The sequence below is a fragment of the Rhizobium sp. MHM7A genome (assembly GCF_005862215.1).
GTDB classification, from domain to species: Bacteria; Pseudomonadota; Alphaproteobacteria; order Rhizobiales; family Rhizobiaceae; genus Rhizobium; species Rhizobium bangladeshense.
On sequence record NZ_VCHT01000002.1, the window covers coordinates 843,249 to 860,583 of the forward strand.

A 17,335-nucleotide genomic window follows, 5' to 3' on the forward strand; every position below is an offset into this window, starting at 1 on the left:
CCGGTCGTCGTCCATGAAGATCGGGAGCCGGCACACGCTGCAGTGGCGGCGTCACATATTCGGTCAGGAGCGAACCATGGACGAAGGCGTGGCAGCGGTCCGTCGGCATTTTCCGGCCAGGGCCAAGGCGATCGATGTTCTTGCCGCCCGCAGTGAGGACTTTCGGGAAATCTGCAGGGACTTTGCCGACGCCGGACTGGCGGTGGAAAAATGGAGCGTCTCAGCCGATCCGAAGCGTGTCGAGCGCATTGCCGAGTACCGAGAACTGATCGCAGAGCTTCTCAAGGAGATAGAAGGCGCGCTCGACATCGCTTCGACGCCGCCACCCGCCCGCTGATCTATGCGGTCGATCCGAAGGCCAGTCATGGGCAGGCGTATGTTACGGTTACTTACTTGCGCCCCACCCGTTCGGTCACGACCATCGCGACAGACAGCTGGCGCTTAAAATCATGCTTCACCAACGCTTTCGAAGGATCTTGCCGTGGTTTCCGAAAATATGGATGAGCCTGTCATCTCCTCAACACCCCGGAATCCATTGCGCAGCATAGCTCTCGCGGTCGTACTGCTGGCGATGGCTCTGTTCGTCCTCTCCATTTTCATGGAGCGGCGTACACCGTCGACGTCGCAAGCGCAGGTCCAGGCCTACATCGTTGGCATCGCACCCGAGGTCACCGGTCGAGTCGTGGAAGTCGGGGTCGCCGACAATTCGCGCGTCGAGCCCGATCAGGTTCTCTTTAGGATCGATCCCGAACGTTACGAGCTCGCCGTCAGCGAAGCCGAAGCAGCGCTTGCAAGCGTCGGCCAATCGATCGGGGCGTCGACCGCGGCCGTCGATGCGGCACAGGCCAAGCTCGTTCAGATCGAGGCCGACCGAGACAATCTGCGCGATCAGTATGCCCGGGCGACCGAGTTGGTGAAGCGCGGGGTTTTTTCCAAGGCCCGGTTCGATGCGGCCAAGTCCGCTTATGATCAGGCCGAGGCTTCGGTGTCGGGGGCGCAAGCCGACCTTGTCAAGGCCAAGGAGCAACTCGGCCCGTCCGGTAACGACAATCCACAATTGCGTGCAGCCCTTGCCGGATTGGAAAAGGCCCGGCTCGATCTGGTGCGGACGACCGTCCGGGCACCGTCAGCCGGTGTTGTCACCAATCTTCAGCTCACCATCGGCAAGGTCGTCTCGGTGGGCCAGCCGGCAATGACCTTCATCGATGCCGGCACCATCTGGATCAATGCGGCATTCAAGGAAAACAGCCTGGAGAAGGTCGCCGTCGGCAACAGAGCGGACATCCTCTTCGACGCACTTCCCGGCCGGTTATTCCCGGCAACGGTCGAGAGCGTCGGGTTCGGGGTATCGCAAGGCAGCACCGACCCGAGTACCGGATTGCCCACGATCCGCAACGACAGCGGCTGGGTCCAGGAGCCGCAGCGGTTTCCTGTCCGGCTGAACTTCGAGGAGGGGCAGCGGCCGAAGGGCGGGGTACGCTACGGCTCTCAGGCGATCGTCGTCATCTACACGGGCGACAACCCGGTCACCAATGCCTGGGGATCGCTGTGGATCCGTCTCATGTCGGTGCTGACCTATGTCAGCTGACGGAGAGCAGAAACGCAAAGGGCTGCGGGTCGCCTTCGCAGTCTCAGTCGGCTTCACCTTGGCAGTCCATGCCGGTGCTGTCCTGCCCTTCCTCGGTCCGCTCTTTGCTGCTCAGTTTCTCCTTGGAAGTTCGCGGCCCATGCCACCTGGCAAGACCATCGGCGCAGCGCTGGTCATTCTCTTTGCCGGTATAGCGATGATGGCGTTGACCGACCTGCTCGGCGAGCGTCCGATGCCTTTCCTGCTGATCCTTGGGCTCACTTATTTTGCGTGTTTCGCGCTACAGTCGGCGGGACGGGGAGGGCCAGCTGTTTTCCTCGTGCTCGTCGTGTCGATCATCGTGCCCCTCCTCGGCATCCTGAACAAGGAACTCGCGAGTTCGATCCTGTCGGTCCTGGTTGCGGGGGTTTTGTCGGGCACGGCTCTCATGTGGCTCGCCCATGCGATCTTTCCCGAACCGGTCTCTCCCGGGAGCGAAGCGGCCGCAGTTGAACAACGGCGGCCGGCCTTGCTTCGGGCTTTGGCAAATGCTTTCATCCTTCTGTCGTCCGTCGTCATGTGTCTGACGAGCGACAATCTGAGCGCCGCGGCAGTCATTCCCATAACCGTGGCGTCGCTGCTCGGGCAGCTGGACGTTGCCGCAAGCGCGCGGGCGGCGATTGGATTGGTGTTCGTCAATTTCTGCGGCGGCGTGCTGGCCTCCGTTGCTTATGCAGCGCTATTGCTGCGCCCAAGCCTTCTCTCGATTTTCCTCATCCTGCTGGTCGTCGCCCTGCTCATTGGAGGACGCGCTGCCGCTCGCTCGAAGGACGCTCGGGTGTTCGCGGGTGTCCTAACCATATTCCTTATTCTGTTCGGTCTTGGTGTCTCTCCGCTGCCGGGTAGCGCCGCGGAATCCTTCGCGAGCCGGATTGCCTACGTCGCGGCAGCCTTGACCTACGCGCTGCTCCTGTCGGCGGTTCTATGGCCGCCTGAGGAAGGAAACAGGCCGCATCAGGCCGCTCTCAAACCGAATGTCGACGGCCCATAGAGAGAGTCGTCATGTCCGTGAGCGTGCGGCAAAAAGCTTTGGAACCATGTTTCCCCCACGCCGTTGCCGCCTGGTAACTGCCAGTGACGCAAAGGAGGAAATGATGATTTCCGCAGACCAGATCCGTGAACATATGGAAGTCCTGACGGCCGACGGCACTCATGTCGGAACGGTGGATCACCTCGACGGTCCGACCCGCATCAAGCTGACGAAGACCGACTCGGAGGACGGCAAACACCACCTCATTCCGCTCGATTGGGTCGATCACGTCGACGCCCATGTTCACCTATCGAAGAATGCCCGGGATGTCCGCAGCCAATGGGCCACCATCAATTGAGGAGTGCAGGCTGCGGCTCAGGCCGCAGCCTCCTCCTGAACGGAGCACCCATGACACGACAATTTGAGAAGGGCGATGAAGTCAGCTGGGACACCAGTCAGGGAAAAACCGAAGGCAGGGTCATCAGGAAACAGGCCAGCCGGACGAAGATCAAGGGTCATATAGTGAAGGCGTCGGCGGAGAACCCGCAATATATCGTCGAGAGTGATAAATCCGGAAAGCGAGCCGCGCACAAGCCTGAGGAACTCAGGAAGCTTTGACGCCGGCAATGGTTCATCCGGAGGAGAGGAGGTCGAATATGCCAGCCAAATCGAAGGCCCAGCAGAAGGCGGCAGGCGCCGCACTTTCAGCCAAACGCGGGGAAACGCCCAAGAAAGAACTCAGGGGCGCTTCGAAGCAGATGGAAGAATCCATGAGTGAAAAACAGCTCGAGGAATTCGCGTCGACCAAGACCAAGGGCAAACCCGAGCATGTCTCCAAATGATCGTGCAAGAGCCTGTGAGACGCTATGCCGACGTCGAATGCATGGAAAATCCTGCGACTTGATAGGCCTCTGAAAGAGCATCGAAAATCGCGCGGGCGGAGGCGTCTTGGTCCTTGGCCATCCATCGCAGTTCAAACGTGACGCCGGGGCGGCCCTCGCTGGTTTGCCCAAAAGAAACGAACCGGGCAACGCAACCGAGCGGTCCAAGCACCTCCGACAAATCAGGCAGATCGGCTTCGGAGCTATGGATGACGAGCGTGGCCTTCTGTTCGGAGCGCAGCCACATATCCAGCTGCTTCATTGGCGACAAGACGATGAAGGCGACCAAGGTCGCCGCCATGCCGGTCAGGATCTGGCCGCCGCCGAAGCAGAGACCTACGACCGTCATGAACCACATGGTTGCCGCCGTGGTGACGCCGGTCATCATGTCGCCGCGTCTCAGGATCGCTCCGCCGCCGATAAAACCTACGCCTGTGAGAATGCCGAGCGGAAAGCGCAGCACGTCCATCTGCGTGAAATAACTAAAGGTTTTTCCGTAGGTCGACAGAAGGAGATTTGCTTGGATCATCGCCAGGCAGGCGGCAAGAGCCACCAGGATCGTGGTCCTGAAGCCCGCCGCGTGACCGCCGCGCTCGCGATCGAGGCCGATGAGGCCGCCCGCGATCACCGTCAGTAAGATCCGCAAGGCGATCTCCCACCAGCCTGGCGTCAGCGGCATCGCTTCCGTCAGGAACGAAGGCATGGTCTGATCCTGACTGTTTCGCAGCTCCTTCGCTGCCGGCGGGGCATTCGATCCTCCTGCGCTGCAGTACATCCGGATCAGATAACGCGATGTCGGCCAGGACGTTCCGGAAGCCCGGCCGCAGACGTCGGCAATACGGCAAGATTGGCGGTTTGCCGGTCATGGGTGTATGGATGTTCCAGACCGGGCTATCGCACCAACCAAAAGAGCGCGTGGCACATCTAAAACGGAGTTATTGATTGGCCGTTGCCTTCACCAAGGAAGAGAGTTTCGAAACCGCTTCGGAAACGCTGTTGCCGGACCGGCCAATTTCGCCGCATCCGAACCTCGTCACGGAAGCCGGGTTGAAGGCTCTTGAACTGCAGTTTCAGCAGGCGCGCGCGGCCTATGACGCTGCGAGCACCATCGAAGACGTAAATGAACGGCGGCGCCAAGCTGCCAATCCTTTACGTGATCTCCGATACTTATCGGCCAGACTTCGCACAGCCCAGCTCATGCCTGACCCTGCGTCAGCCGAGGTGGTTGCCTTTGGCAGCACGGTCACTTTCAGCCGGGACGACGGACGCGTGCAGACTTATCGGCTCGTCGGAGAAGACGAGGCAGATCCCAAGGCGGGATCGATTTCCTACGTCTCCCCGGTGGCGCGGCTTATGATGGGCAAGGCTGTCGGCGATGTGGTGGAGGCAGGTGGCCGGGAGCTGGAGATTATCGCCATTTCCTAGAGCAGATCTCAACGCCGCACGACCTGGTGTCGCCGCTCCACCGAGACATTGTGAACAGGGTTCCTGACGGCTCAAAGACGGCGCTTAGCCACGGCGACGACTTCACGTGTCAACTCCGCCAGGCGATCGGCGGCGAGGCGGTTTATCTGCCAGTAGAGCGGGACGTCAAGCGGCGTGTCTGCGACTAGCTCGACCAGCCGTCCCGATGCGAGGTGATCGCGGGTGAGCTGGGTCGGGTTCATTCCCCATCCCATACCTGAAAGGGTGGCCTCGACGAAGCTTTGCGGCGAGGGTAGCCAGTGTGTGGGGTAGTCCAAGTCCTGGCCGAAGGTTTGCCTTACCCAGCTGCTCTGAAGCCTGTCCTTCTGGTTGAAGGTCAGGGCGGGAGCGTTGCGGATCGCCTCCGACGTCACGCCGTCTGGAAAGTGGCGTGCGACAAAATCAGGTGTTGCGGTGGCGTTGTAACGCAGAGTTCCGAGGGCGAAACGCCGGCATCCTCGGATCGGCTTCTCCAGGCTTGTGACGGCTGCGATCACGCGTCCTCGCTGCAGCCATTCGGCGGTGTGATCCTGGTCGTCGACAGCGACATTCAGTAGATAGGACGAGGTCTTGGAGAAATTCGACATGGCCTCCACGAACCATGTGCCGAGGCTGTCGGCATTGGTCGCGATTTGAAGTGTCACCCTTTGGCGTGGCTCGTCTGGATCGACAAGAGCCGGCAACTGCCCGAAAAGCTCGGCTTCCAGCATGCCGACATTCTCGATGTGACGACAGAGCCATTCTCCTTTTTCGGTCGCCGTACACGGGGTGCCTCTGGCGATCAGGATGACGCCAAGGCGTTCTTCGAGTTGCTTCACACGCTGCGAGACCGCCGAAGGCGTCACGTTCAACAGGGTCGCCGCCCTCTCGAAGCTGCCGGTTTGGACCACGGTTGCGACGGCGCGCAGAGCGGGATAGTCAAGCATGAGTTAGTTTCGCTTAATCAAGATAAGGCAGATTAATTAGACTAATCCATTTTCAGGCGATACCGCAACTTCATTGAGCTTGAGAGTGGTTGCCGAAGACGATGAATTTCTCTGTTTATGCCACGGGTCTGATGATGGGGCTCAGCCTGATAGTCGCGATCGGCGCTCAGAACGCCTTCATCCTTCGCCAGGGGCTGCGCAATGAACATGTCTTCGCCGTCTGCCTGGCATGCGCCCTCTCCGACGCCGCATTGATCGTGCTCGGCGTGACCAGCCTGCAGCGGATCGCCGGATTGCTACCTTGGCTCGATCCGGTCATGCGCTATGGGGGAGCGACGTTTCTGGCATGGTACGGAGCCAAGAGCCTCTATTCCGCCTTGCGGTCATCCGCTGCGCTCACAGCGGCGGAGGCTGAAACGGCAAGCTTTTCCCGGACGCTTGTGACTTGCCTCGCGCTAACATGGCTCAATCCGCATGTGTATCTCGACACAGTGGTGCTGCTCGGTACGATCTCGACGCGCTATCCTGGGGAGCAGGCTTCCTTTGCCTTAGGCGCGGTGACGGGCTCCTTCCTGTTCTTCTTTTCGCTTGGATATGGCGCAACATGGCTGCGGCCGATCTTCTCCAAGCCCTCGTCCTGGCGGATGCTTGAAACGCTCGTCGCTGCGACGATGTGGATTATAGCCTTCAAGCTGATCCGTGGGGTCTGAGCCACGGTTAGGCGCGGTACGACGGTCCTACGATCCTCAGGACCCGCTTCGGCCCAGGGGCCGTGCTCAGGTAAGGCAATTCTAATTCACGCTGGCAGTCAGCCAGCAGGTGCGACGGAAATCGCTTCAATTCCCGGAGCGCATGTTCGTGATTCGCATCCCTGCGCCGGCGCGACTTGAATGCGGAAAGGGCTTGTAGGATATTCCAGGTGCTTGATTGCGCCATGTCCAGCCTCCTTTGCTGCGCTTGTTTCCGATACGCAGACTATGGGAGCGATTGACATTCAATCAAACAAAATGATATGCGGTTAAAGATCAGAAAAATTGAAAGATGCGACGATGAGCCTTCCCTTTCGCCGTCCCATTCCTTTGCTCGACAACGATGTGCTGCGCACCTTCGTCGCCATCGCCGAGACGGGCAATTTTTCCACCGCCGCCGAAGCGGTATTCCGCACGCCGTCAGCAGTGTCGATGCAAATCAAGAAGCTCGAGGAACAGCTCGGCGCGACACTGTTTTTGCGCGACGCACGCTCGGTGACGCTGACGCGCCACGGCGAGATGCTGCTCTCCTACGCCCGCAACATTCTTGCGTTGTCGAACGAAGCCGTATCGCGCTTCATTATGCCGGAACTTACAGGTGTAGTCAGGCTAGGCGCGCCGGAGGATATCGGCGAGCGGCTGCTGCCGAGAATTCTGAAGAGCTTTGCCGAAAGCTATCCCGGCATCATGGTCGACGTGACGATCGATATGAGCGTCGGGCTGAAGAAGCGCATGGAGGAGCAGCGGCTCGATCTTGCGTTGATCAATTGCGCGACGCGGCCGTTTCCGACCGGTGGCGAAATTGTGTTTCGTGAGCGGCTGGTCTGGGCAGGCGCAAGGTGCGGTTCGGCGCATCGGCGCGACCCGCTGCCGATCTCGATCTGGGAGGATGGCTGCATCTGGCGCCAGGAGGCGCTCGCCCAACTCGAACGCAACAAGCGGCCTTATCGCGTCGCCTATCTCAGCGGCCATACGATGGCGCAACGCGCCGCCGTGCTCTCCGATCTCGCCATCGCGCCGTTGCCGCTCTCCTATGTCAGCGAGGACATGACGATCCTCGGCCTGCAGGAAGGGCTGCCGGAGCTCGGCTCCTTCGATATCCGCCTGCTGACTGCCTCGCAGATGTCGGGGCCGATCGAGACGGTAGCCGACAGCATCCGCAGCGCTTTTGCCGAGAGAGCGAAGGCGGTTGCCGCCTGAGGCCGTCCCCAGCGACTGAACCTTTTGTTACCTTGTGCGTTATCGGCGCGGATGGCATGAGTGCCGTTCGGGGTTGATTTCAAACAAGGATATTCGAAATGACGACAACGGCCAAAATTGCCGCAGCCTTCATGGTTCTTCTCGCTCTTTCCTCCTGCGGCAATACGATCCGCGGCATCGGAAAGGATACGGCGAGCGCCGTCAACGCCACGCAGGATGCCGGTCGCTCCGTCGACCGCGCGGCGAAGAAGTAACGGCTGGCAGCTTTGCCGGACCGAACAGGCCATCCGGGGCCGGATCAAGGCGCCGGAGGATACGCCTTTTCGAGGCCGCCGGATCGGCTGAAACCGATCCGGAAGACCTGGTAGGCGGGATGCTGGCTCGAGCGAGCGGTTTCCATCAGCCGTATCTGCAGGCGATCCGGCGCCTGGGTCCCAAGCCACAATCCAAGGTTTTCGAGCTTCAGCGAGTTCAGGAAACGCGATGCCGCGGCGAGGTCGAGATGGCGTCGCAGGCCGGCGAGCAGGTTGTCGTCCTGAGCGCCGTTTTCCATGAGCAGGGCCAGATACGACTTATCGGCATCCGACAGGGCGGCTAGCTTTTCCGCGACAGTATCGCGGTCGGGGAAGGGAAGGTTGCCTATCATGCGAATCGTCCGGTCGTTGGCGCTACTGCCGTTATAAGCTCGCTTTGACTTTCTCGGCTACATCGACCGGCACCCATTTCATCCATAGGTTCTCGTAATTGCGCAGGAAATAAATCGCGGCGTCCTCGTTGCTTTCGCTATTTTCATCCTGCCAAGCGAGCACCTGGTTGATCGTCTGATTGTCCCATTTGCGGGTCTTGAGATAGGTCATCACAGGACCGGCGCGGCTGGCGAAAGACCGCGTCATCAGCGTGAAGGCGCGTGAGACCGGATAGGAATTGAGCTGGGGCCTGGCACAGCCGGCAACCGCAGTGCAGCGGTCCCATTCAGTCTTGTTATGACTGACGCCGAAGCTCAGCCGCGTCATGTCGTATTTGCCGAGGATGGCGGTCGGCGCCCAGTAATAACCGAGCCAGCCGATCTTCTTGTCGAAAGCTCGGGCAATCGAGGCATCGAGCCGCTGAGGACTGCCGGTCTCGACAAGTTCGAATCCTTTTTTGTCGGCGGCGAGGGCCTTGAAGAGATTGGTGGTCGATATCTGGCAGCTCCAGTCGGCGGGACAGTTGTAAACCGCGCCTTTCGACGGATCATCTTCGGCAGGGAAGAGCTCCGGATGCTTCAGCGCGTCCTCGACCGAGCGAATATCGGGATTGGCGTCGGCAATGAATTTGGGGATAAACCAACCCTCGACCGCACCATCAGCGAGTATCTCAGCACCCTGCACCAGCCGACCGCTATTGACTGCCTGATCAAGCAGGGCTCTGACGGAATTGATCCAGTATTCCGAGGCGATATCGGGGGTGCCTTTCTCATTCATCGAGGCGAAGGTCGGAAGGGTATCGCCATCGACGATGGTGACTGAGCAGCCGTAGCCTTTTTCGAGGATGATCTTGTCGAAGTTTGCCGCAATGGCGGCCGAGGCCCATTTCATCTCGGCGATCGAAACCCTGCCGCATTCGGCGGCTTCGGCCGGCGCGGTCGTGCTGAAAAGAGCCGCGGCAAAGACGGCCGAAATCAAAAGCGTCTTCATCGTCTTCCCCAAATTCTTTTAGGCAACGTGCTGCCGGCACTCGCCGACAAATTTCCGGCGCCTGAAGGAAATGCCTGGCGGCGATACCACGACAGCCGTTTTCCCGTTCACCGTCTCCGGCAGCTCGTTGCAGACCATTTATAGCAATGGCGCATTCTATCGGAGCCTACGCGTTCGCTCGCAGAAATCAACCGTCTTCCGCGCATGGTTGCGTTACTAAATTATTGAATTCGAAGAATTTAGTCCGTGGCAGAAATTCCGCAGATCGAAAATAGACGCCGTCCGCGAACTCCGGTGCAATGGCGGCAGAAATTCCGCCGAGCTTATCAAAAAAAGTCAAAATTAACCTTTGCGTAAGCCTTCAATAACTCTCCGGTAAGAATGTGCCGTTATCAGTTGGGGCGTGGCGGCAACGACCGCTGCTTTTCCGGTTCAGGTAGTGCGTACCGGAGAAAGCGAGCTTCGCCGTGTAGGGGCGAAGACGCCTGAGTTTTCGGCAAACCGCGCAGAGCCATGGCCATGCGCGGTTTTCGCGCTTTCGCGAGAATGTTCGAAGTCTTGACCCGGGATCGGCGGCCATTGTAGGCCTCGCCTCAACGAAAGGCGGCCGCCATGGCAAGAGCGATCATGCTGCAGGGAACCGGCTCGGATGTCGGCAAGACCGTATTGGTGGCGGGTCTCTGCCGGCTGGCGGCCAATGCCGGGCTCACCGTGCGGCCGTTCAAGCCGCAGAATATGTCGAACAACGCTGCGGTCGCCGATGACGGCGGCGAGATCGGCCGGGCACAATGGCTCCAGTCGCTCGCCGCCCGCACGCCGTCCTCGGTGCATATGAACCCGGTGCTGCTCAAGCCGCAATCGGAAAGCGGCAGCCAGATCATCGTACAGGGCAGGGTGTTCGGGCAGGCGAAGGGACGGGATTATCAGCGGCTGAAGCCGCAACTGCTCGGCGCCGTGCTCGATAGTTTCGAAAAGGTGTCTGCCGGCGCTGACCTCGTCGTCGTCGAGGGGGCCGGCTCGCCGGCAGAGATCAATCTCAGGGCCGGCGACATCGCCAATATGGGTTTTGCGACGAAGGCGCGCGTGCCCGTCGTGCTCGTCGGCGATATCGATCGCGGCGGCGTCATCGCCTCGCTGGTCGGAACGCATGCGATCCTCGGCGAGGCCGATCGGGCGATGATTTCGGGCTATATCATCAACAAGTTCCGCGGCGACGTTTCGCTGTTCGACGACGGCATCCGCGCCATCGAACGCTTCACCGGCTGGCCATGCTTCGGCGTCGTGCCGTGGCTTTCAGGGGCCGCGCGTCTGCCGGCCGAGGACTCCGTCGTGCTCGAACGGCTGGCAAGGGCCGGGACCGGGGCGCTGAAGATCGCCGTGCCGGTGCTGCCGCGCATCGCGAATTTCGACGATCTCGATCCGCTGCGTGCGGAGGCGGATGTCGAACTGGCTTTCGTGCGAGCGGGAGAGCGGCTGCCTGCCGATGCCGGTCTCGTGATCCTGCCAGGTTCGAAATCGACGATTTCAGATCTCGCCGATCTGAGGGCCCAGGGCTGGGACCGGGATCTCCAGATGCATGTAAGACGCGGCGGCCGGGTGATCGGCATTTGCGGCGGCTATCAGATGCTCGGCCGCACGGTGCACGACCCGCTTGCGCTCGAGGGCGGTGCGCTGGAGACGCCGGGGCTCGGGCTTCTCGATGTCGAAACCGAGATGGCGCCTGAGAAGACCGTACGCAATAGCGAGGCCCGCTCGACAGAATATGACGCGCCGCTTGCCGGCTACCAGATCCATCTCGGCATCACCCGCGGTCCGGACTGTATCAGGCCTTCAGCGATCGTTGACGGCGCCCCCGACGGGGCGCTGTCGGCCGACGGCAGGATCATGGGCACCTACCTGCACGGGCTCTTCGGCAGCGACGCCTACCGCGCCCGGCTGCTGGAGAGCTTTGGGCTCTCGGGCGAGCGGGGGAATTATCGTCAGGGCGTGGAGCAGGCGCTCGATGAAATCGCCTGTGAATTGCAACGTTCCCTCGACCCGCGCTGGCTGGCCGAGCTGGTTGGTTAGCTGCCGGAGGCCGGACCTGCAACAGCCGGCTGCGGCTTCGCGTCTCAGGTGAGGTGTGTTGAAGAAGCTCGCGGTAGGAGCCATTTGAGAGTGCCGGATTTGGCCGTCGATCAGAAGTCCGAGAGGGGCTCGCCCTGGAGTGCGTAGCCGAAGTTCGGAGCTTCGAGGGAAGAGGAGGTCTCACGGTCGTATCGCATCAATATTTCGCCTAGGAGTAGTATCGCGATCCGAAGCAGGCTAATGAATGGTTGTTGATCCTCGCGGAGTTTGGAAAATTAAAGATCATATTCAGTGGATTATAGAGCAGGGAATCACGAGCGAGCATATTGGCGATCTCGTCGCCGGCCTGTGTGAACGGCTGATTGCGGACGGGTTTCCGATCTGGCGGGCGAGCATTCGCATGCCGTCCCTGCATCCTATGTATCGCGGCATCGCGGCCAATTTCATGCGGGGCGGTGAGACAGTTCTCGAGAATGCGGAGCACGGCAGCGAGACCGAGCGCAATTTCGAGAAGACGCCGATATTCTATCTTCTGAACCGCGGTGAGAAAACGGGGCGGTGGAACCTGGCGAAAGGCGAGGGTCTCCACTATGCCGAGCTTTACGAATTTGCGCTTGCCGGCGGCACGGACCACGTGATCAATCTTTTCGAGTTCCTGAAGGAAGTCGCGCTGAGGGGGCTCGGTTTCTCTCTGACGAGTGACGCTGCGGGCGGATTTTCGGATGATCAGCTGGCGATCATCGACGGACTGTTCCCGGCGCTGGGGCTTGCCGCTTACCGCGTGGCGGTTTCGAAGACCGCGACCGATATCCTCGCCGTCTATACCGGCGCCAGGACCAGCGCACGCATCCTTGCCGGAGAAACCCGCAGAGGCATGGGCGGATCAATCGATGCCGCCATCCTTATTGCGGACCTCCGCAACTTCACGGCGCTGACCGAGGTTTATCAGCCAGGAGAGATCGTCGGCTTTCTTAATGAGCATTTCGAGCTGATCGACCGGCATGTCGAGGAAAATTCCGGCGAGATCCTCAAGTTCATGGGCGACAGCGTGCTGGCAATCTTTCCGACGGAGGCCGAGGATCCGCAAAAGGCCTGCAGGGCCGCATTGGCTTCGGCGCAGAACCTGTTGAGGGCAAACGAGAAGCTCAATCGCGAGCGGACGCTGAATGGCGGCCCCGATATCGGGATTGATGTCGTCTTGCATCTCGGCGAGGTTTTCTACGGAAATGTCGGCGCCCAGGGGCGATTGGACTTTACCGTGATCGGCAGGGCCGTCAACGAGGCGTCGCGGCTTGAAAAGCTGTGCGGAACGCTTGAGCAGCCGTTGCTGCTGTCGGAGAGCTTCGCAGCAACCTGTGCCGTGCCCTGCGACTATCTCGGGTCTTTCGAGCTGCGCGGCGTTTCGAAGAGAGCCGACGTCTTCAAGCTTGCTGGCCGCGCCTCATAGAGCGCCGTGCGTCTACCGCTATAAAACTACGCCGATGCGTCAGCGTCCGGTCAGATTTCGCCCGACACCTCGCGGCGGCGGCGGTCGAGTTCTTCGCTGTAGCGGCGCAGTGTATGGCTTTCGCTGAGCTGGCCGACCACCTTGCGTTCGACCAGGTTGTTGACGACTGCGAGCGCTTCGCTTTCGCTCTTGTCGAAGATCGCCGCCGCTTGCCTAGCGTTCATCTGCGGCTGCAGGAAATCATTGCGATAGCGGACGAAATCGGCAAGCGTCTGGCCCTCGTCCTGAACGTCGGTCGGGTTGGCGTAGATCTCCGGGACTTGTACGAGCCCAGCATATTTGTCGTTCTCCTCGACGAGAATGACGCGCTGGGTCGAGCCGATCGGGAAGGCTTTCTTGAAGTCGTCCAGCGAGATATCGGCCCTTGCCGTTTTCACGTCGGCGCGCATCAGCTTGTTTACCGTCAGATTGCGGATCCAGCCGACGTCGTGAGCGCTGCGGATGCTCTCGCCGCGCAGATGGAAACGCCATGTGGCGAAGGAGTAGCCGAAGGTCGAGCGCACGACGAGCGAGGAGGTGATGACGGCAGCAAGAACCAGTGCCGTGATCGGGAAATCGCCGGTGATCTCGAGCGCCAGGAACGTCATCGTCAGCGGCCCGCCAATGACGGCGACAGCAAGCGAACTCATGCCGACCACCGCATAAATGACCGGCGTCAACGTCGCATCGGCGAAATAGGGGCCGCAATAAGCAAAGAGCTTGCCGAGCAGGGCGCCCATAAACAGCGAGGCGAAGAACAGACCGCCCCTGAATCCGGAGCCGATCGAGATTGCCGAGGCAAGGGATTTCAGGAGGAAGAGACCGATCAGGGCCGGGATCGCCACGTCGCGGGAAAGGTTGAGATGCAGCGCGCCGTGGCCGGCCGAAAGCACCTGCGGCGAGGCCATTGCCAAGAGTCCGACGATGATGCCGCCGAGCGCCGGGCGGAAGGGCGGGGCAATCGAGCTTTTGCGGGCAAGCTCCTCGACGAATGCCACGCCCTGCATGAGGAGGATGCCAACGCCGGCGCAGAAGACGCCGAGCAGCAGTGCCGGGATGTAATCGGCCGGCACGACCGAGCCGAAGCTGCCGATATCGATGGTGAAATCCCCCTCGGCAAGCAATCGCGCGACTAGGGTGGACACGAGGGCGGAGACGACGACCGGTGTCAGTGAGACGATCGCATAGGTGCCGATGATCAGCTCAAAGGCATAGAAGGCGCCGGTCAGCGGCGCGTTGAACGCGGCAGCGATAGCGCCGGCCGCGCCGCAGCCGACGAGGATGCGTAGGTCCGAGCGGCGGAGCTGCAGCTTCAGGCCGAATTTGGAGGCGATGCCTGCGGCGAGCTGGGTATAACCCGCCTCCAGGCCGACGGAGGCGCCGAAGCCATTCGAGATCAGATTCTGCACGGCCACGATGATGCTGTCGGTGAGTGACAGGCGGCCGCCATGCAGCGCATTGGCCTCGATCGGGTCGACCATCGGCTTCTTGCGCCGTTTCGCCAGTACAAAGAGCAAGAGGCCGAGCAAGAGGCCGCCTATCACAGGAGCTGTGAGCAGCAGCAGCTTGTCGTCGATCAGCGAGGAGCTCAGCCTCTCATCGTCCGATATGCCCGAAGATCAGCTGGTGCAGCTCGTTGGAAACCAGGCTCATCCCTGTGACGGCAAGCCCAGAGGCGATGCCGACGACAGCGCCCGCCAGCGACAGGCCGACATCGCTGCGGCGGGTCAGCGCGCGCAGCCGCCCGGGGTCGAAGAAAACACGCAGCGCCCGCAGGCGGCGCCGATCCAATTTCATAAGCATGGCCAGACAACTAGGCGGGAGAGACCCGGTCAAGGGCGACAACGCAGTCCGCTTGCGATGGAATTGCGGCGAAAAGCCGGCGGGCCGATCAAATATTCACGACGTAAGTCTCTGATTAAAGACGACATTTTCGGTAAAGTCAGTCGCATTGGCTTTGGACATTCACGTGATTCAGCCCCGGGGTGGCGGCGAAGGTCGGTTGACTTCATCTCCCGGCTTGCCTAACCATCCTGACATAACGGATGGTTCCGGATCCGCGTTACGCTTTCCGGATGAAAAGGGAATGTGACGGGGCGGACCCAAACCGGGCGCCTTCATCACAGCCGACCCCGCGACTGTAGAGCGGTCAGGGTCTTCCATCCGGCATCGAGACTTTCCGTTGGCAGCCTGCAAGGGTGGGGGCGGGCGGAACGGACGAGATGCCGGAAAAGCCACTGGATATGCATGGTGATCAACCGGGGTCGGACGCCTCTATATCTACGAATCGTCCACCTTTTCATCGATGCAGCCGGGAAGGCGAGGCAGATCCGCCGGTACAATCAGGGGCGACCGGAAACGGTCGTCCCGATCGTGCCGATACCCGCGAGCCAGGAGACCTGCCATCGGTGCCGGGCATAATGCCCAATTTGGGCGCATTGCTCGCTGCCAGCACGGAGGTTGTTTTGGCTGAACGATCGAATTCGGCGCTGCCTTCGGCGGCGCGTACGGGTTTCCCCTTCTCCCCAGTGGGGAGAAGGTGGCCCGACGGGTCGGATGAGGGGGCCACGCAGCACCTCCGTCCTTTTGCTCTTCGCTTGCGCTCGGCGCATTCACGGCTTCGCCGCTCACCCCCTCAACCGCCTGCCGACACCTTCTCCCCGCTGGGGAGAAGAGGGATGTGGAGCCGCCCCACCTTCTCTCGCAGGAGCGTCCGAGCATGACCGCCACCCTCATCCTCGGCGGCGCCCGCTCCGGCAAATCCCGATTTGCCGAAAATCTCGTCATTTCCACCGGCCTCGAGCGCCATTATATCGCGACCGGCCGTGCCTGGGACGACGAGATGCAGGCGCGTATCGACCAGCATAAGGACGATCGCGGCCCCTCTTGGATCACGCATGAGGAGCCGCTGGCGCTTGCCGAGCGACTTGCGGCTATCGATGGCGAGGGTAGGGCGATCCTGGTCGATTGCCTGACGCTCTGGCTTACCAATCTGATGATGGACGGGCGTGATATTGCGGTTCAGGCTGCTGCGCTTGCCGCCTGGTTGCCGCAGGCGAAGGCGCAGCTCGTTATCGTTTCCAATGAAGTCGGCCTCGGCATCGTGCCCGAGAATCGCATGGCGCGGGATTTTCGCGACCATGCCGGCCGGCTGCACCAAATGATCGCGGCGAAGGCCGTCGAAGTTTATTTCATCGCGGCTGGTCTGCCGCTGAAAATGAAGGGTTAAGTGTATGAACCAGCAGAAAATCCCCGCAACCGTCATCACCGGCTTCCTCGGCGCCGGCAAGACGACGATGATCCGCAACCTGCTCACCAATGCCGGCGGCAAAAAGATTGCGCTCATCATCAACGAGTTCGGCGATCTCGGCGTTGATGGGGAGGTGCTGAAGGGCTGCGGCGCAGAGAATTGCACCGAGGACGACATTATCGAACTCACCAATGGCTGTATCTGCTGCACCGTCGCCGACGATTTCATTCCGACTATGACGAAGCTCCTGGAACGCGAACAGAGGCCCGACCATATCGTCATCGAAACCTCCGGCCTCGCCCTGCCGCAGCCGCTGGTCGCCGCTTTCAACTGGCCCGATATCCGTACGCAAGTGACCGTCGACGGCGTCATCACCGTTGTCGACAGCGCGGCCGTTGCCGCCGGTCGTTTCGCCGACGATCACGATGCGGTCGAGGCGGCGCGCAACGACGACGACTCGCTCGATCATGAGAGCCCGATCGAGGAGCTGTTCGAAGACCAGCTCACATGCGCCGATCTCATCGTCCTCAACAAGACCGACCTGATCGATGAAGATGGCCTCGGCCGCGTGAAGAGCGAAGTCGCCTCCCGCATTGCCCGCAGGCCGGTCATGATCGAGGCCAGGAATGGCGAGGTGCCGGCAGGCGTGTTGCTCGGTCTCGGCATCGGCACGGAAGACGATATCGCCAACCGCAAGTCCCATCACGAGCTGGAGCACGAGGAGGGAGCGCCGCATGATCACGACGAGTTCGACAGCTTCGTTGTCGAACTCGGCGCTGTTTCCGATCCGCAAGGCTTTGTCGAGAAGCTGAAAGGGATCATCGCCGAGCACGACGTGCTGCGCCTCAAGGGCTTCATCGACGTCTCGGGCAAGCCCATGCGCCTGCAGCTGCAGGCCGTCGGCAGCCGCATCGACCAGTATTTCGACCGCGCCTGGGCACCGGGCGAGGCGCGCCGTACGCGCCTTGTCGTCATCGGCTTGCACGAGATAAATCAGGACGCGGTGCGCAAGGCCATCGAAGCGCTCGTTCAGGGATAA

Annotated in this window: 19 protein-coding genes, 1 pseudogene and 1 riboswitch; of the genes and pseudogenes, 14 read left to right on the forward strand and 6 right to left on the reverse strand. The window is 60.9% G+C overall.

Annotation, left to right across the window (positions count from 1 at the left end):
• The first annotated feature begins 76 nt into the window (after positions 1 to 76).
• From FFR93_RS12415 to FFR93_RS12440, 6 genes are all read left to right on the forward strand, one after another.
• Positions 77 to 337: a hypothetical protein gene (locus tag FFR93_RS12415; RefSeq protein ID WP_064705297.1), complete on the forward strand. Its 261-nt coding sequence runs from the start codon at positions 77 to 79 to the stop codon at positions 335 to 337.
• Positions 338 to 481: 144 nt separating this feature from the next.
• On the forward strand, positions 482 to 1,588 hold the full coding sequence (locus tag FFR93_RS12420) for an HlyD family secretion protein (protein WP_171049166.1): 1,107 nt from the start codon (positions 482 to 484) through the stop codon (positions 1,586 to 1,588).
• Positions 1,578 to 2,618: a DUF2955 domain-containing protein gene (locus FFR93_RS12425; protein WP_138393427.1), complete on the forward strand. Its 1,041-nt coding sequence runs from the start codon at positions 1,578 to 1,580 to the stop codon at positions 2,616 to 2,618. The genes FFR93_RS12420 and FFR93_RS12425 overlap by 11 nt, the downstream gene beginning before the upstream one ends.
• 103 nt (positions 2,619 to 2,721) lie before the next feature.
• Positions 2,722 to 2,955 (forward strand): DUF2171 domain-containing protein, encoded by a 234-nt coding sequence (locus FFR93_RS12430; protein ID WP_003564293.1) that lies wholly within the window; start codon positions 2,722 to 2,724, stop codon positions 2,953 to 2,955.
• A gap of 50 nt (positions 2,956 to 3,005) precedes the next feature.
• Positions 3,006 to 3,215: a DUF2945 domain-containing protein gene (locus tag FFR93_RS12435; RefSeq protein ID WP_138393428.1), complete on the forward strand. Its 210-nt coding sequence runs from the start codon at positions 3,006 to 3,008 to the stop codon at positions 3,213 to 3,215.
• Positions 3,216 to 3,253: 38 nt separating this feature from the next.
• Positions 3,254 to 3,439, forward strand: a complete 186-nt coding sequence (locus tag FFR93_RS12440; protein ID WP_020921551.1) for a DUF3008 family protein — start codon at positions 3,254 to 3,256, stop codon at positions 3,437 to 3,439.
• 22 nt (positions 3,440 to 3,461) lie between these two features.
• On the opposite strand, the gene FFR93_RS12445 is transcribed toward FFR93_RS12440, so the two are convergent.
• Positions 3,462 to 4,181 carry an MgtC/SapB family protein gene (locus FFR93_RS12445; RefSeq protein ID WP_138393429.1) on the reverse strand — a complete coding sequence of 240 codons (720 nt, stop codon included), beginning with the start codon at positions 4,179 to 4,181 and terminating at the stop codon, positions 3,462 to 3,464.
• A gap of 239 nt (positions 4,182 to 4,420) precedes the next feature.
• On the opposite strand from FFR93_RS12445, the gene greA reads away from it, so the two are divergent.
• On the forward strand, positions 4,421 to 4,903 hold the full coding sequence (gene greA, locus FFR93_RS12450) for a transcription elongation factor GreA (RefSeq protein ID WP_064705290.1): 483 nt from the start codon (positions 4,421 to 4,423) through the stop codon (positions 4,901 to 4,903).
• 71 nt (positions 4,904 to 4,974) lie between these two features.
• On the opposite strand, the gene FFR93_RS12455 is transcribed toward greA, so the two are convergent.
• Positions 4,975 to 5,868, reverse strand: coding sequence for a LysR family transcriptional regulator ArgP (locus FFR93_RS12455; RefSeq protein ID WP_138393430.1), 894 nt, complete (start codon positions 5,866 to 5,868; stop codon positions 4,975 to 4,977).
• A 101-nt stretch (positions 5,869 to 5,969) separates the two neighbouring features.
• On the opposite strand from FFR93_RS12455, the gene FFR93_RS12460 reads away from it, so the two are divergent.
• Positions 5,970 to 6,578 (forward strand): LysE/ArgO family amino acid transporter, encoded by a 609-nt coding sequence (locus FFR93_RS12460; protein ID WP_138393431.1) that lies wholly within the window; start codon positions 5,970 to 5,972, stop codon positions 6,576 to 6,578.
• A 7-nt stretch (positions 6,579 to 6,585) separates the two neighbouring features.
• Here FFR93_RS12460 and FFR93_RS41425 read toward each other — a convergent pair whose 3' ends face one another.
• Complete coding sequence (locus tag FFR93_RS41425; RefSeq protein ID WP_138393432.1) at positions 6,586 to 6,804, reverse strand: hypothetical protein; 219 nt, start codon at positions 6,802 to 6,804, stop codon at positions 6,586 to 6,588.
• Between the two features lie 113 nt (positions 6,805 to 6,917).
• Between FFR93_RS41425 and FFR93_RS12470 the strand changes: the two genes are divergently transcribed.
• Positions 6,918 to 7,817 carry a LysR family transcriptional regulator gene (locus FFR93_RS12470; protein WP_138393433.1) on the forward strand — a complete coding sequence of 300 codons (900 nt, stop codon included), beginning with the start codon at positions 6,918 to 6,920 and terminating at the stop codon, positions 7,815 to 7,817.
• 98 nt (positions 7,818 to 7,915) lie between these two features.
• The gene (locus FFR93_RS12475) at positions 7,916 to 8,071 is read left to right on the forward strand and encodes an entericidin A/B family lipoprotein (RefSeq protein ID WP_010034675.1); all 156 of its coding nucleotides are present in this window, start codon (positions 7,916 to 7,918) and stop codon (positions 8,069 to 8,071) included.
• Between the two features lie 44 nt (positions 8,072 to 8,115).
• Here FFR93_RS12475 and FFR93_RS12480 read toward each other — a convergent pair whose 3' ends face one another.
• Together FFR93_RS12480 and FFR93_RS12485 are read right to left on the reverse strand one after the other, a co-directional pair.
• Positions 8,116 to 8,463 (reverse strand): hypothetical protein, encoded by a 348-nt coding sequence (locus tag FFR93_RS12480; protein ID WP_138393434.1) that lies wholly within the window; start codon positions 8,461 to 8,463, stop codon positions 8,116 to 8,118.
• Between the two features lie 31 nt (positions 8,464 to 8,494).
• The gene (locus FFR93_RS12485; RefSeq protein WP_138393435.1) at positions 8,495 to 9,493 is read right to left on the reverse strand and encodes a glycine betaine ABC transporter substrate-binding protein; all 999 of its coding nucleotides are present in this window, start codon (positions 9,491 to 9,493) and stop codon (positions 8,495 to 8,497) included.
• A gap of 612 nt (positions 9,494 to 10,105) precedes the next feature.
• On the opposite strand from FFR93_RS12485, the gene FFR93_RS12490 reads away from it, so the two are divergent.
• Together FFR93_RS12490 and FFR93_RS12495 are read left to right on the forward strand one after the other, a co-directional pair.
• Positions 10,106 to 11,560: a cobyric acid synthase gene (locus FFR93_RS12490; RefSeq protein ID WP_138393436.1), complete on the forward strand. Its 1,455-nt coding sequence runs from the start codon at positions 10,106 to 10,108 to the stop codon at positions 11,558 to 11,560.
• A 244-nt stretch (positions 11,561 to 11,804) separates the two neighbouring features.
• Positions 11,805 to 13,007 (forward strand): adenylate/guanylate cyclase domain-containing protein, encoded by a 1,203-nt coding sequence (locus FFR93_RS12495; protein ID WP_246661303.1) that lies wholly within the window; start codon positions 11,805 to 11,807, stop codon positions 13,005 to 13,007.
• 50 nt (positions 13,008 to 13,057) lie between these two features.
• Here FFR93_RS12495 and FFR93_RS12500 read toward each other — a convergent pair.
• Positions 13,058 to 14,849: pseudogene (locus FFR93_RS12500) on the reverse strand (chloride channel protein).
• A 226-nt stretch (positions 14,850 to 15,075) separates the two neighbouring features.
• Positions 15,076 to 15,468, forward strand: a riboswitch (cobalamin riboswitch).
• Between the two features lie 297 nt (positions 15,469 to 15,765).
• Here FFR93_RS12500 and cobU point away from each other — a divergent pair.
• Positions 15,766 to 16,275 (forward strand): bifunctional adenosylcobinamide kinase/adenosylcobinamide-phosphate guanylyltransferase, encoded by a 510-nt coding sequence (cobU, locus tag FFR93_RS12505; RefSeq protein ID WP_064706093.1) that lies wholly within the window; start codon positions 15,766 to 15,768, stop codon positions 16,273 to 16,275.
• A 4-nt stretch (positions 16,276 to 16,279) separates the two neighbouring features.
• Complete coding sequence (gene cobW / locus FFR93_RS12510) at positions 16,280 to 17,335, forward strand: cobalamin biosynthesis protein CobW (protein WP_138393437.1); 1,056 nt, start codon at positions 16,280 to 16,282, stop codon at positions 17,333 to 17,335.